This is a genomic window from Mesorhizobium sp. M0854 (genome assembly GCF_040319815.1).
Classification (GTDB): domain Bacteria; phylum Pseudomonadota; class Alphaproteobacteria; order Rhizobiales; family Rhizobiaceae; genus Mesorhizobium.
The window spans coordinates 65,189-79,604 of sequence record NZ_JAMYOL010000002.1 but is presented as its reverse complement, the minus strand read 5'-3'; the positions used below and the strand labels follow the sequence as shown (position 1 = coordinate 79,604).

Genomic DNA, 14,416 nt, shown 5'->3' with positions numbered 1-14,416 from the left:
TACTCCCCTAACTTACGCATCCTTCTCAGCCTGCTCGTTGACCGGCCCCGGCTCCACCGGCGCTTCGCTTGCCACATGCTTGGGGCCGCCCTTGGCGACGCCGACCATGGCCGGCCGCAGCACACGCTCGCCGATCGAATAGCCGGGCTGCACGACCTGCACGACCGTATTTGCCGGTACGTCGGGATTGGGCACCTCGAACATCGCCTGGTGGAAATTCGGATCGAATTTCTCGCCCTCGGGCTCGAGCTTCTTCACGCCGTGCCGCTCCAGCGCCGACAGCATGGCGCGCTCGGTGATCTCGACGCCGTCGATCAGCGCCTTGAAGCCGGCATCGCCCGAAGCCTTGGCCTCCTCCGGGATGGCATCCAGCGCACGGCGCAGATTGTCCGACACCGAAAGCATGTCGCGGGCAAAATTGGCAACCGCATAGGCGCGCGCGTCGTGGACGTCGCGGGCAGTGCGGCGGCGCAAATTCTCCATGTCGGCCGCGACGCGCAGTGCGCGATCCTTCAGCTCTTCGTTTTCCTTCAGAAGCCGGACAAGCGCTTCATAGTCGCCGTCGACGCCACCTTCCCTTGGCTCCGCGGCAGCCTCGGTCTTCTCGGCTTCATCGGGCGCGCGTTCGTCTTTTGCCTGGTCGCTCATCGCCGTTTCCCGTCATTTTCGAATGGTGTGGATTTGCGCCCGATATCGAGGTTTAGCGGCCAAAAATCAAGGGGCAAGCGATACTGCAGCCGCTGTCGCTGCTTGATGGCGGACGGCGCAGACCTCTCGATTTTAATTCAAACTTTACCGTACCCGACGGCTTTGCTTGCCGGGACACTACAATGCGGGAACCATTCCTCCCTTGGAAGAGTTTCGAAGCCGACACAGGATTTTGGATGATGCCCCGCAGGAATGGCGAAAAACGCGACGGGCTCGCCGCCGATATCCGGCGCCAGCTCGGCACCGAGGCGACCAAGCGCTTTCTGCGCACCTTACCGGCCTTCCGCACGGAGTCCGATATTCCCGACCGTCTGAAGGAATTGCTCGACCGCCTGGACGGCGTCGAAGCCAAGGTGGTCGCAGGCGGGCGCCGTCGGTAGACACCGTCGCCAGCAACGCGACCTGCGATTGCGGCCGCAATTCCTCGCCATCGCGCGACATTTACCCGCAGTAACTTTGCGTGATCTCCGCCTTGCGGCAGCGCGCCGCTCCGCCTATGTTTCATGATGAACATGATTTCCCCCGAAGCTGTGGCAAACAGCAAGCGCGCCTGGTTGAAGATCCTGTCGCGCTATAAAAAGCCCGACAGGCGTCGCAGCGCCGTCGAACTCGCCATCACCCTCATCCCCTTCGCCACGCTGTGGGCACTGTCCTCGGCCGCTTATGCCTATGGCCATTGGTGGGGTCTGGTCCTGATCCTTCCGGCAGCCGGCTTTCTGGTGCGTATCTTCATGATCCAGCACGATTGCGGCCACGGCTCCTTCTTTGCCAACCGCTATGCCGACGACTGGATCGGCCGCGTGCTTGGCGTGTTGACGCTGACGCCCTACGATTGCTGGCGCCGCGCCCACGCAACCCATCACGCCAGCGCCGGCAATCTCGACGAGCGCGGCACCGGCGACATCAAGACACTGACGGTCGCTGAATATCGGCAACTGTCATGGCGGGGCCGGCTCGCCTATCGCCTCTATCGCCATCCGCTGGTGATGTTTGGCCTTGGCCCGATATGGATCTTCATTTTCGAGCAGAGACTGCCCTTGGGCATGATGCGGGGCGGTTTCACCCCCTGGGTGTCGTCGATGTCGACCAATCTCGCCATCGCGGTCATCGCCGCGCTGCTCATCTGGTTCGTTGGCCCCGGCGCGTTCCTGGTCGTGCATTTGCCGATCGTCATCCTCGCCGGATCGGCCGGCATCTGGCTGTTTTATGTCCAGCATCAGTTCGAGGAGACGGAGTGGACAAAGGACTCCGAGTGGGAATTCCAGCACGCTGCCCTGCACGGTTCGTCCTATTACGACCTGCCGCCGGTGCTGAACTGGATCACCGGCAATATCGGCGTCCACCACGTGCATCACCTCTCGGCCAAGGTGCCATGCTACCGGCTTCCGGAAGTGTTGAGGGACTATCCGGAGCTGCGTGAGATCGGCCGCGTCACACTCCTCGACAGCCTGCGCTGCGTCAAGCTGGCGCTGTGGGACGAGAGTCGCAGCAAGCTGGTATCGTTCCGCGAAGCGCGGATGGCCGTGTAAAGCATACCGCCGCACCTAAAGCGCGTTGCGCTCGACCGGCCTCATGCGACGCGCTTTAGGTTGTCGTTTATGCATGCCGTTATCGCAAAACCGCTGACACTTTTGCGCGACATGCGTTAGGGGTGCGGCGGGCTCCACATTCCGAGCTTAAGCCGCCCGGCGCTGGTCGCGCATCAGGGTCTCGCCCTGGCGGATCTCGGTGCCCAGCACTTTCAGGCATTCGCGCATGAAGGCGGCAAGGCCCGGCCAGCCCTTCGCCGACACCAAATTGCCGTCGACATGGGCGCCGGTCGGCGCAACATCGATATAGATGCCGCCGGCCAGCGTGACTTCCGGCTCGCAATATTGCAGCGCCGCGACTTCCCTGCCGCGCACCACGCCGTCGACCGCGATCAGGATCTGCACGCCGTGGCAGATGGTGAAGATCGGTTTTCCCGTCTCATGGAAATGCCGCACCAGCGCCTGCACGCGCTTGTCGATGCGGATATATTCCGGCCCGCGCCCGCCCGCCGCGTAGACGGCATCGTAGTCGGCCGGATTGACCTCGGAAAACGTCTTGTTGAGGATGTAGTCGTGGCCGAGCTTTTCCGTATAGGTCTGGTGGCCCTCGAAGTCGTGCAGCGAGGTCTTCAGGATATCGCCGGCCTTCTTGTCGGGGCAAACGACATGGACGGTGTGGCCCACCGCATGCATGGCCTGTTCAAAGACGAAAATCTCGTACTCCTCGCTGAACTCGCCAACGAGCATCAATATCTTCTTGCCAGCCATACCCGGTTCCTCCCTTGTGGCCACATTTATTCGGATCGCGAAATAATGGGCCCATCCTAAGGCGGAGAGGCGCAAAATAAAAGGCTGAATCGGGAATGTGGTCCGACCAGATAGGGCTTCTGGCCCTCTGGAGCGGATCAGCCGGCGCGCACCCGCCGCCAGGAATATTTCGGGCCTTTGGCCTCCGGCTTCACCGCCGGCTGATAGAACAGCGGCAGTCCGCCGGTGCGGCCTTGCTCGAGCCGCTTCAGCAGCACCGGGTGCGATACCTCGAATTCATCGAAGCCGACGCGCAGCATATGCGGCAACTGATCGATCAGCACCTGCCCGGTGGCGCGCATAGCGCCTGCAAAATGATAACGGCTGCGCAGCAATTCGCCCTTGGAGAACGAGCGGCCGTCATTGAACGCCGGAAACGCCAGCGCCACCAGCGACAGCTGATCGAGCAGGCCTGCGATCTTCTCGAGCTGATCGCCGGGCTGCAGCAGCACACCGATGCGCTCCTTCGCCGACCGCCGCACCTCCGGATCGAGGCCGAGAAACGCCTGCAACGGCAGGATGAAACGGCCATTGCCGACCAGCGCCTCGGCGCTTTCGGCATGAACCCACTCGTCCTCGCGGAACCCATCCGGTGTCCACAGCCGCATGGCGTTTTCGGCTATCAAATCGCTCATCAAGAAAATTCCCAAGTCCAAAGATTCTAAAGTGCACCGTGAGATTCAGGTCAGGCCGAGCCGGAACCGAAGGCGGGCGCGAAGCGACCAAACTGCGTGGCTTCCGAGAACCGGAGCGGAGCGTACTTTGGGTACGTGAGCGCCGGAAGCGCAGGAAGCCGCCGTTTGCAGGCCGGCTGGATATCAACATATCCTAAAGCGAGGCGTCGGTCAGCGACCTTTCCAGCCCCGACAAGTGGATGCCGCATTCGGTCTTGGCGTGCCCGGCCCAGCGGCCGCTGCGCGCATCGTCGCCCGGTTGCACCGGCTGCGTGCATGGGAAACAGCCGATCGACAGATAGCCATAGGCGACCAGCGGGTTCTCACGCAGCGCATGCGCGCGCATGTAGCCGGCCTGGTCCGATGTCGTCCAGTGCGCCAGCGGATTGATGCGGATGCGCGAGCCGACCGCCTCGAACACCGGCAGCGCTGCCCGGGTCGCCGCCTGGAAGCGCTTGCGGCCGGTGAACCAGGCGCGGAACGGCTCGACGCCGCGCGCCAGCGGCTCGACCTTGCGGACGTCGCAGCAGGCGTCGGTGTCGGTCTCGTTCAGATTGCCGGTCGGGTCGATCCTTGCCAGCGCCGCATCGTCGGGCCTGATCACCCGGATATCGCTCAGCCCGAAATCGGCGGCCAGCGCGTCACGATAGCCGAGCGTCTCCTCGAAATGCTTGCCGGTGTCGAGAAAGATCACCGGCAGCGTCCGGTCGATCTCGGCGATCATGTGCAGCAGCACCGCCGAATCCGCGCCGAAGGACGAGACGGCGGCGATTTCGCCGTGAAAGAACTCCCGGGTCGACCGCTCGATGATCTCCAGCGGCTTCAGATGGCCGTAGAGTGCGTCGAGACCCGCTGCTTGGGCGGCGATGCCGGCCTCGACGTCGACGATACGGTCAAGCGGCCTTGGCTTCGCCAGCATAGAGCGCCTCCTTGAACGGCGCGGGACCGACTCGGCGGTAGGCGTCGATGAATCTTTCGTTTCTGTCCAGCCGAAGCCCGAGATAGGTCTCGACGATCTGCTCGATGGCATCGGTGATCTCTTCCGAACTGAAGCCGCGGCCGATGATCTCGCCGACCGAGGTGTTCTCGTCGGCCGAGCCGCCGAGCGTCACCTGGTAGAGCTCGGCGCCTTTCTTCTCGACCCCGAGGATGCCGATATGGCCGACATGGTGATGGCCGCAGGCATTGATGCAGCCGGAAATCTTCAGCTTCAATTCGCCGATGTCGCGCTGGCGCTCCAGCGAAGCAAAGCGCCGCGAGATTTCCTGCGCCACGGGAATGGAACGCGCCGTTGCCAGCGCGCAATAGTCGAGGCCGGGGCAGGAGATGATGTCGCTGATCAGGTTGGAATTGGCCGTCGCCAGCCCGATATCGACAAGCGCGTCATAGACCGCCTTGAGGTCGGCACGCGCCACATGCGGCAGGATCAGGTTCTGCTCGTGGCTGACGCGCAGCTCGTCGAATGAATATTTTTCGGCAATGTCGGCGACCGCTTCCATCTGGCTGTCGGAGGCATCGCCCGGCGTCTCGCCGATGCCCTTGAGCGAGATGGTCACCGCCGCGTAGTCGGGATGGCGATGGGTGACCACATTCTGATCCAGCCATTCGGAAAAGCTCTTGGAGTCGAGACGGGCAAGCTTGACCGCCTCGTCGCCTTCCGGCCGGTCGACAAGTGGAGGCGGCGCGAAATAGGCATCGATGGCGCGGATGTCTTCTTCCGGCAGCCTCAGCTCGGCGTCCTTCAACTCCTGCCATTCGGCCTCGACCTGGCGGGTGATCTCCTCGACGCCGGTCTCATGGACCAGGATCTTGATGCGCGCCTTGAACTTGTTGTCGCGCCGGCCGTAGAGGTTGTAAACGCGAAGGATCGCCGTGCAGTAGGACAACAGATCCGCTTCGGGCAGGAAATCGCGGATCTTCTTGGCGACCATCGGCGTGCGGCCTTGGCCGCCGCCGACATAGACGGCGAAACCGAGCTCGCCGGCGGCGTTCTTCTTCAGGTGCAGGCCGATGTCGTGCGTCTGGATGGCGGCGCGGTCGCGCTCGGCGCCGGTCACCGCGATCTTGAATTTTCGCGGCAGGAACGAGAACTCCGGATGCACCGAGGACCATTGCCGCAGGATTTCGGCATAGGGGCGCGGATCGGCAACCTCGTCGGCGGCTGCGCCGGCGAAGTGGTCGGCGGTGACGTTGCGAATGCAATTGCCGCTGGTCTGGATGGCGTGCATCTCGACGCTTGCCAGATCCGCCAGGATCGCCGGGATGTCCGACAGCGCCGGCCAGTTGAACTGGATGTTCTGGCGCGTCGTGAAATGGCCGTAACCCTTGTCGTATTTGCGGGCGATGTGGCCAAGCATGCGCAGCTGCTTGCTGTTCAGCGTGCCGTAGGGCACCGCGATGCGCAGCATATAGGCATGCAGTTGCAGATAGACGCCGTTCATCAGCCGCAGCGGCCGGAACTGGTCCTCGGTGATCTCGCCGGCAAGGCGCCGCGCGACCTGGTCGCTGAACTCGGCGACGCGGGCCTTGACGAAATCGTGGTCGAACTCATCGTAACGGTACATATTCAGGTCTTTCCGGGCGCGTCCGCCCGTTATTTTCTTCGTTCGAGCATGATCGGGATCATGCTTGTGTCATCTATGCCGCGCGTGCGGCTTGCGGACGGGCCTGCTTGCCCAGGTCGTTGCGGGTGGTCGGGCCGGCGGCACGGATCTTTTCACGCAGCCGGACCGCTTCGACCGTGCCGTTGGCCACGGTCACGTCTATCAGGTTGACGTCGACCACTTCGTTGTTGGCGGAGGCCTTGGCGCCGATTGCCTCCAGCCGGTCCTCGGCCGCCTTGTCATGGGCGATGTCGGCATGGTCGATGATCTCGGCCCAGCCGCCATTGGCGTACCAGACGGCTATGCCGTCGGCGAGGCGGTTCGCGGTCAGGACTTTCATTGGCTCACTCCTTGCGCGGCAGCACTCGCCACGCTTTCCTGCCTGTGTGCCGCCAGCGGCTCGGACCGTTCGAAATTGGCCCCGGCGACCGCGTCGCCGATGATGGTCATCACCGGGCCGCTGAGGTCGGCGCGCGCCTCCAGCGACGGCAGGTCGGCGAGCGTGCCGTGGAAACGGCGGCGGTTGGCAAGGCTGGCATTCTCGACCACGGCGACGGCCGTATCCGGCGACAGGCCGGCTTCGATCAGCCGGCCGGCGACCTCGGCGGCGACCGAGCGGCCCATATAGACGGCGACCGTCGCGCCGGAAATGGCGAGCTTTGCCCAGTCGGGCAGCGAATTTCCCTTGAGGTCATGGCCGGTGGTGAACACCATCGACGACGACACGCCGCGCAGCGTCAGCGGCAGTTCGAAATCGGCGGCGGCGGCGAAGGCCGCGGTGACGCCCGGAACCACTTCGTAGGCGACGCCGGCATCGCGAAGTGCCGCCATCTCCTCGCCGGCCCGGCCGAACACCAGCGGGTCGCCGGACTTCAGCCGCACGACACGCTTGCCGGCGTGGCCAAGCTCGACCAGCAGCGCATTGATCTCGGCCTGGCTCTTGGAATGGCAGCCCTTGCGCTTGCCGACCGGCAGGCGCTCGGCATCGCGACGGCCCATTGCGACGATCGCCTCCGGCACCAGCGCGTCATGGACGATCACGTCGGCTTCCATCAGCAGGCGATGGGCGCGCAGCGTCAAAAGGTCCTCGGCGCCTGGACCGGCGCCTACAAGCGCGATATGGCCCGATGCCGGTTCTGTCGAAAGCAGCAAGCCGACGGCCGCATCATGCGCCTGCGAAAGCTCGCCTGCCTCGACAGCGCGGGCCGGCGCGCCGCCAAAGAAATCGCTCCAGAAGCGGCGGCGGGCATTGCCCTTCGGCAGCAGTCTTTCGGCGGTGTCGCGAAAAGATGCGGCGAGCGCCGCGAGCGGCCCGAGCGAGGGCGCCAGCATGCGGTCGATGCGGCTGCGCAGCATCTGCGCCAGCACCGGGCCGGCACCTTCCGTGCCGATGGCAATGGCGACCGGCGCGCGGTTGACCAGTGCCGGCGTGAAGAAATCGCATAGCTCCGGCCGGTCGACGGCATTGACCGGAATGCCCAGCCGGCGCGCATCCCCGGCAACGCGGCGATCGAGCGCCTCGTCGCCGCTGGCGGCAAACACCATCACCGCACCATTGAGATGTGCTGCATCATAGACGTCGGCGATGTGGGCGGCCCCCGTCTCGGCGATAAAGGCCAGCAGCTCCGGGCTTGTTTCATCGCTGACGATGCGCAGCACAGCGCTCGACTGCGCGAGCAGCCGCGCCTTGGCCAGCGCTTCCTCTGCGCCGCCGACGATGGCTATGGCTTCGCCCTCGACCCGCATGAAGACGGGAAAGGCATTGAGCTTGGGTGTGGCTTGCGGCATGACGAGCGGAATCCTGGAACCGTTTGTCAGTTCTACGCGGAGGCGCGAAAAACCAGAAGGCACCCACTCGCGCATCGCTTCGTAGCAGGCAATCTCTTTTCTGCAAGCATGAAGGCCAAGAGAAAAATATTCCACATTCAAATGCGGGGCAGATTGAAGCTGCTGTTGCAGCCCTTGATCCGCTGCCTTTTTAGCGGCCGGAGGAGCTAACCACAAAACAGATTTTTCTAAATTCTATCAATTTAGTAGATTAAGCCGCCGGATGCTGACCGAGCGATCGACGGCAGCCCCGCACTCTCGCCGACCCCTGTCGGAGCACCGGGTCCGAGTGCCGGAACATTCCCGCCTCGGCACGCGTTTGCCCTATGGACCCAGGCCCCGTCACACCCCTGCGGCAAAGGCCCGGCGATGGGTTCGAAAAATCAAAAAAGGAGCGCCCCATGAGCAACGTCAGACTGAAACGCGGACTGTGGATCGTGGTGGCAGATGGCGAAAAGGCGCTGTTCCTCGAGAACCGTGGAGACGTCCAATATCCCGACCTTCAGGTCGTGCACGAGATGGAGCAGGAAAATCCGGCAACCCGAGAACAAGGCACGGACCGCCCCGGCCGCTACAGCGACGGCCCTTCCGTCCACCGCAGTGCGGTCGAGGACACCGACTGGCACCGTCTCGGCAAGGAGCGTTTTGCCGAAGAGATTGCCGACAGGCTCTACAAGCTCGCGCACCGCGGCAGCTTCAAGGAGATCGTGCTGATCGCGCCGCCGCCGGTGCTGGGCGACATGCGCAGGAAACTGCACAAGGAGGTCACCGACAAGATAACGGCCGAAATTCCAAAGACGCTGACCAACCACAGCATACCCGATATCGAGAGCCTGCTGCAGGCGACCTGATCGGGCATCGGCGGCGCGCAACTTTCGTTTCCATAGCAATCGCCTGCCTGGAGCAGGCCGCGCCGGGTGGCAACGCTTGCCGGCTCAACGCCTTTTTGCCGCCTTGCCATCGATTTCATGGGGATTGCGGGTTGTCTCGCGACTGTCCCAGCCTCCATACTGCCAAGGCGGCGGCTTTTGGACGGCGCATATCCGACATCGCGATTCCTGAAGGTGCTCCATAGACAATGCCGCATGACACGCCCCTTATCGCCACCATCGTCGCCGGTCTGGGGCTGGCTTTCGTCTTCGGCGCACTTGCCAACCGTTTTCGCGTGCCGCCGCTGGTAGGCTACCTCGTCGCCGGCGTTCTGGTTGGACCGAACACGCCGGGTTTCGTCGCCGATGCCGGCCTCGCCAATGAACTTGCCGAGATCGGCGTCATCCTGCTGATGTTCGGCGTCGGCCTGCATTTCTCGCTGAAGGACCTGTTGTCGGTCCGCGCCATCGCCGTGCCCGGCGCCATTGTGCAGATCGGCTTCGCGACAGCTCTCGGCGCCGGCCTTGCCTGGATGCTCGGCTGGTCGATCGGTGCGGGACTGGTCTTTGGCCTGGCGCTTTCCGTGGCCTCGACCGTGGTGCTGTTGCGCGCCCTGCAGGAGCGGCGGCTGATCGAGACCGAGCGCGGCCGCATCGCCGTTGGCTGGCTGATCGTCGAGGATCTGGCGATGGTGCTGGCGCTGGTGCTTTTGCCGGCGTTGGCCGGCGTGCTCGGCGGCCAAGAGCAGGTGGAGGTGCACTCCAGCGGTCTGCCGTCGCTGCCAGCGAGCTACGGCGTCTGGGGCGTCGTCGCCGTCACACTGGCCAAGGTCGCGGCCTTTGTCGTGGTCATGCTGGTGGTCGGCCGCCGGCTTATCCCCTGGATCCTGCACTACGTCGCCCATACCGGATCGCGCGAACTGTTCCGGTTGGCGGTGCTTGCGATTGCGCTTGGCGTCGCCTTCGGGGCGGCCAAGCTGTTCGGCGTGTCGCTGGCTCTCGGCGCTTTCTTCGCCGGCATGATCATGAGCGAATCCGAGCTCAGCCACCGGGCGGCCGAGGAATCGCTGCCGCTGCGCGACGCCTTTTCCGTGCTGTTCTTCGTTTCGGTCGGCATGCTGTTCGACCCGTTCAGCGTGATCAGCAATGGTTGGCCGATCCTGGCGACGCTGGCCATCATCGTTGTCGGCAAGTCGCTGGCAGCCTTCGTCATCGTCGTCGTCTTCCGCTATCCGGTGGCAACCGCATTGATGATTTCGGCAAGCCTAGCCCAGATCGGCGAATTCTCGTTCATCCTGGCTGAACTCGGCGTCGGGCTGAAACTGCTGCCCGAACAAGGCCGCGACCTCATCCTCGCCGGCGCCATCCTGTCGATCGTCCTCAATCCGCTGATGTTTCTTGCCGTCGACCGGATGAAACCCTGGCTGGAAGCACGCGCCGGCAGGACGGCGCCGTCCGGCGAAGCAAGGCCGATCGGCCCGGCGACCGAGCCCGGCCAGGTGGCTTCGGTCGCGGCGGCTGCTAACGAGGATGGCCCACCGCCCAGGACGAGGCTGACCGGCCACACCATCCTGATCGGCTACGGCCGCGTCGGCAGCCTTGTCGGTACATCGCTGAAGCAGGCCGCCCTGCCCTTCCTCGTCATCGAGGATGCCGACAAGACGTTGGCGAAACTCAAGGCCGAAGGCGTCGAAACCGTACCCGGCAACGCGGCGAGTGGCGACGTGTTCGCCGCATCCAATCCCGCGGGCGCGAAGCGGCTGATCCTGGCCATTCCCAACGCCTTCGAGGCCGGGCAGGTCGTGCTGCGCGCCCGCGCCGCCAATCCGGCAATCGAAATCATCGCCCGCGCCCATTCCGATGCCGAGGTCGAGCACCTCAAAAACCTTGGTGCCGACACCGTCATCATGGGCGAACGCGAGATCGCCCGCGGCATTGTCGAGGTGGTTTTGGCAGCACCGAAAGCGCCCCCGGCAACCTAAGCCTGCGCTGCCCCGCCAGCGTTGCGGTCAAGCCGCTTCTCCCCGTTCTTCACGGGAGAAAGTCCCGCAGGGGGATGAGGGGCAGCGTCAACGATTGATCAAAACCAACCGCTCAAACGTGCTGGCCGCCATTGATGTGTATTTCCGAGCCGGTCACGTAGGACGCCTGCTGCGAGCACAGGAAGAAGATGATGTCGGCGACTTCTGCCGTGGTGCCCAGCCGCCTCAGCGGGATGGTCTCGACGATTTTTTCGGTGCCCGGCGACAGGATCGCGGTGTCGATCTCGCCCGGCGCAATGGCGTTGACGCGAATGCCGTGCGGGCCGAAATCATGCGCCATCTCGCGTGTCAGCGAGCCGAGCGCCGCCTTCGACGTCGCATAGGCGGTGCCGGCGAAAGGGTGCACGCGGGTGCCGGCGATCGACGTGACGTTAACGATCGAACCTTTGGCCGACGCCAGCTCCTTGAACAGTCCCCGCGCCAGCATGATCGGCGCGAAGAAATTCACCTGGAAGACGTCGCGCCAGACATGCATCGGCGTGTCGATCGAGTTCATGCGGCTGTTGCCGTCCTTGAGCTTGGGCGAGATGCCGGCATTGTTGACCAGCGCATGCAGCTGGCCGCCATGCGCCTCGAGCCGGTGGCGGATTTCCGAGATGGCGATGCCGACATCCTCCTGGTCGGCCAGATCGACCTTGATGTGGTCTTCCGGTCCGGCCGGCCACGGGCAGTCCTCGGCAAAGGCCTGGCGCGAGCAAGTGATGACGCGCCAGCCTTCGCGTGAAAAGCGCTTGACAGTGGCGTGGCCGATGCCACGGCTGGCGCCGGTCAGCACAATGGTCTTTCTGGTGTCGGTCTCTGCCATTCGCGGTCTCCAAACGGGAGATGTAGCGGAACGCGGCAGCGGTGGCGAGGGGGCCTGTTGTTCAGCCGCCTGTCAGGATGTCCAGGATCGACGTCTGCCGCTTGTTGACCGGGCCGCCGACATTGCCGGGCGGCACCGGATGCTTGATCGATCCGGTGGCGCTGTCGACGCCCGGCATGGCCAGGCCGCCGGCATCGACTGTCTCGGCAGAACGCACGGGACGCGAAGGCGACTGGGTGGCTGCTGCAGGCGGCGCCGATTGGCCGACGGAAGCGACCGGCGCCGGCGGCGCCGTGTCGGACGGTATGTCGTCCGGGACGATGGTGTCGGGCGGCGTCGACTTCCAGGTTCCGGGCAGCGGCCGCACCGGCACGCCCTCATGCGCGGCGACCATGAACTCATGCCAGGCCTGCGCCGGCAGCGCGCCGCCGGTGACCTTCTTCATCGCGCTGCCGTCATCGTTGCCGAACCAGACGCCGGTGGTCAGATTGGCGGTATAGCCGATGAACCAGGCATCGCGCGAATTCTGGCTGGTGCCGGTCTTGCCGGCCGCCGGCCAGGCGAACGCCGCCTTCCTGGCCGTGCCGATTTCGACCGTGCCGGTCATCATCGAGTTCATCATGCCGACGACATCGGGCTTGACGACGCGCGGCGCACCGCCGCCATTGTTTTCGTAGAGCACCTTGCCGTCGCTCGTCGTGACGCGGCGGATGAAATGGATGTCGGGCTTATAACCGCCATTGGCGAAGGGAACATAGGCCGAGGTCAGTTCCAGCGGCGTCACTTCCGAGGTGCCGAGCGCGATTGAGGTGTTGGCTGTCAGCTCGGACTGGACGCCCATGCGGTGCGCCGCCTCGACCACCGCATTCGGCCCGACTTCCATGGTCAGCTGCGCGGCCACCGAGTTCAGCGATTTTGCCAGCGCCGTCGCCAGCGTCACCTTGCCGAAATATTTGCCGCCGTAATTGTCGGGCGTCCAGTTGCCGATCTTGATCGGCGCGTCGTTGCGCACGCTGTCGGGCGTGCGGCCGGATTCCAGCGCCGCCATGTAGACGAACGGCTTGAACGCCGAGCCCGGCTGGCGGCGCGCCTCCGAGGCGCGGTCGAACTGGCTGGTCGAATAGTCGTAACCGCCGACCATCGCACGCACCGCGCCGGAATTGTCGATCGACACCAGCGCGCCCTGGCTGACATTGAGCTTCTTGCCGCTCTGGTCGATCAGCCGGCGGATCGATTGCTCGGCGAGTTTCTGCAGCGTCAGGTCGACGGTCGTGTCGACGACGATATCGCGGCGCACGTCGCCGATCAGGTCGGGCAGTTCTTCCATGATCGTATCGGCGACGTAGTTTTCCGAGCCGGTCCAGTAGGACGGCGCGCGTGTCGCCGGCGCGCTCATTGCCGTGGTCTGCTCCTTGGCGCTGATCTTGCCCTCGTCGCGCATCGCGGCGAGCACCAGCTGCGAGCGCTGCTCGGCCGCCTTCGGGTCGCGCGCCGGCGACAGCCGCGACGGCGCCTTGAGCAGACCGGCGAGAAGGGCGGCCTCCGACAGCGTGACGTCACGCGCGCTCTTGCCGAAATAGCGGCGCGAGGCCGCTTCGACACCATAGGCGCCAGAGCCGAAATAAACCCGGTTGAGGTACATTTCGAGGATCTGGTCCTTCGTATGCTTGTGCTCCAGCCACAGCGCCAAGAGCACTTCCTGCACCTTGCGTTCCAGCGTGCGGTCCGGCGTCAGGAACAGGTTCTTGGCCAGCTGCTGGGTCAGCGTCGAGCCGCCCTGCGAAAAATGCCCGCCCAGCACATTGGTCACCATGGCCCGGGAAAGGCCGATCGGGTCGATGCCGAAATGCGAATAGAAGCGGCGGTCTTCGATGGCGATGACGGCTTCGGGAATATAGGGCGACATTTCGTGCAGGCCGACGGCCTCGCCGCCGCTCATGCCGCGATTGCCAAGCAGCTGGCCGTCGACCGAGACGATCTTGATGTTGGGGGCGCGGTCGGGAATAGCCCAAGTGGTGGCCGCCGGCATTTTCGCGCCGTAATAGACGACGATGCCGGCAGTGGCGATGCCGCCCCAGATGGCCAGCACGAAGCACCAGTAGAACAGCCGGGCAAGCACGCCGAACACGCCGCGCCGGCTTTTGCCGCGCCCGCCGCGCGGCGGCTTGGCCTTGGACGATTTGCGCTTTGCAGCGGCTTTTCGGTTGCTCGGCACGACGCGGTCCTCCTCGCTTACCGAAAAACCGGCCGAGGATCTCGCCCCCGGCGATGCCTCGAAGCTGGGCTCGATGCGGCTGTCTTTCCGGTTCGCCATGCGCTGTGCTGTCTTCCCCATGCCTATGGCGTTGGGGTTGAAGACTAGATGCGGCGGTTTAAAGGCGGGTTAAGTCGGGAAAAATCGAAATAAACTGTATTCAGTCGCTTGCCGAACGGCTGCGGCCCGCGACAGCGCCAAAGCCGGAAATGAAAAACCCGCCTCGGCGGGCGGGTCGTTGGAGCCACTGAGCACCACAGCGAAATTAGTAGCATAGCTGCCGGCACAAAGCAAGAAC

Annotated in this window: 13 protein-coding genes; 4 read left to right on the top strand and 9 right to left on the bottom strand. The window is 64.3% G+C overall.

Going from position 1 to position 14,416, the window contains the following annotated elements; all coding sequences use genetic code 11:
• Positions 1 to 12: 12 nt before the first annotated feature.
• Positions 13 to 648 (bottom strand): nucleotide exchange factor GrpE, encoded by a 636-nt coding sequence (gene grpE, locus NKH99_RS03250; RefSeq protein WP_023675250.1) that lies wholly within the window; start codon positions 646 to 648, stop codon positions 13 to 15.
• A 236-nt stretch (positions 649 to 884) separates the two neighbouring features.
• On the opposite strand from grpE, the gene NKH99_RS03245 reads away from it, so the two are divergent.
• Together NKH99_RS03245 and NKH99_RS03240 are read left to right on the top strand one after the other, a co-directional pair.
• On the top strand, positions 885 to 1,088 hold the full coding sequence (locus tag NKH99_RS03245) for a hypothetical protein (protein WP_023675249.1): 204 nt from the start codon (positions 885 to 887) through the stop codon (positions 1,086 to 1,088).
• 126 nt (positions 1,089 to 1,214) lie between these two features.
• A complete protein-coding gene (locus NKH99_RS03240) occupies positions 1,215 to 2,237 on the top strand; it encodes a fatty acid desaturase (protein WP_352469420.1) in 1,023 nt (340 codons plus the stop codon).
• Positions 2,238 to 2,384: 147 nt separating this feature from the next.
• On the opposite strand, the gene NKH99_RS03235 is transcribed toward NKH99_RS03240, so the two are convergent.
• The 6 genes from NKH99_RS03235 to cysG form a co-directional block, all read right to left on the bottom strand.
• The gene (locus NKH99_RS03235) at positions 2,385 to 3,005 is read right to left on the bottom strand and encodes a DJ-1/PfpI family protein (RefSeq protein ID WP_352502643.1); all 621 of its coding nucleotides are present in this window, start codon (positions 3,003 to 3,005) and stop codon (positions 2,385 to 2,387) included.
• Positions 3,006 to 3,142: 137 nt separating this feature from the next.
• The gene (locus tag NKH99_RS03230; protein ID WP_352539420.1) at positions 3,143 to 3,679 is read right to left on the bottom strand and encodes a DUF934 domain-containing protein; all 537 of its coding nucleotides are present in this window, start codon (positions 3,677 to 3,679) and stop codon (positions 3,143 to 3,145) included.
• 193 nt (positions 3,680 to 3,872) lie between these two features.
• A complete protein-coding gene (locus tag NKH99_RS03225; protein WP_352448339.1) occupies positions 3,873 to 4,637 on the bottom strand; it encodes a phosphoadenylyl-sulfate reductase in 765 nt (254 codons plus the stop codon).
• Complete coding sequence (locus tag NKH99_RS03220; protein ID WP_352469418.1) at positions 4,612 to 6,282, bottom strand: nitrite/sulfite reductase; 1,671 nt, start codon at positions 6,280 to 6,282, stop codon at positions 4,612 to 4,614. The genes NKH99_RS03225 and NKH99_RS03220 overlap by 26 nt, the downstream gene beginning before the upstream one ends.
• 73 nt (positions 6,283 to 6,355) lie before the next feature.
• Positions 6,356 to 6,661 (bottom strand): DUF2849 domain-containing protein, encoded by a 306-nt coding sequence (locus NKH99_RS03215; RefSeq protein ID WP_352469417.1) that lies wholly within the window; start codon positions 6,659 to 6,661, stop codon positions 6,356 to 6,358.
• Positions 6,658 to 8,109, bottom strand: a complete 1,452-nt coding sequence (cysG, locus tag NKH99_RS03210; protein WP_352539422.1) for a siroheme synthase CysG — start codon at positions 8,107 to 8,109, stop codon at positions 6,658 to 6,660. The genes NKH99_RS03215 and cysG overlap by 4 nt, the downstream gene beginning before the upstream one ends.
• Positions 8,110 to 8,549: 440 nt before the next feature.
• Between cysG and NKH99_RS03205 the strand changes: the two genes are divergently transcribed.
• On the top strand, positions 8,550 to 8,999 hold the full coding sequence (locus NKH99_RS03205) for a baeRF12 domain-containing protein (RefSeq protein ID WP_352448343.1): 450 nt from the start codon (positions 8,550 to 8,552) through the stop codon (positions 8,997 to 8,999).
• A gap of 227 nt (positions 9,000 to 9,226) precedes the next feature.
• Positions 9,227 to 10,999, top strand: a complete 1,773-nt coding sequence (locus NKH99_RS03200) for a cation:proton antiporter domain-containing protein (RefSeq protein WP_353012582.1) — start codon at positions 9,227 to 9,229, stop codon at positions 10,997 to 10,999.
• A gap of 112 nt (positions 11,000 to 11,111) precedes the next feature.
• On the opposite strand, the gene NKH99_RS03195 is transcribed toward NKH99_RS03200, so the two are convergent.
• Both NKH99_RS03195 and NKH99_RS03190 read right to left on the bottom strand, forming a co-directional pair.
• On the bottom strand, positions 11,112 to 11,864 hold the full coding sequence (locus NKH99_RS03195; RefSeq protein ID WP_023675240.1) for an SDR family NAD(P)-dependent oxidoreductase: 753 nt from the start codon (positions 11,862 to 11,864) through the stop codon (positions 11,112 to 11,114).
• Positions 11,865 to 11,925: 61 nt separating this feature from the next.
• Positions 11,926 to 14,178 carry a transglycosylase domain-containing protein gene (locus NKH99_RS03190; protein ID WP_353013101.1) on the bottom strand — a complete coding sequence of 751 codons (2,253 nt, stop codon included), beginning with the start codon at positions 14,176 to 14,178 and terminating at the stop codon, positions 11,926 to 11,928.
• Positions 14,179 to 14,416 lie beyond the last annotated feature (238 nt).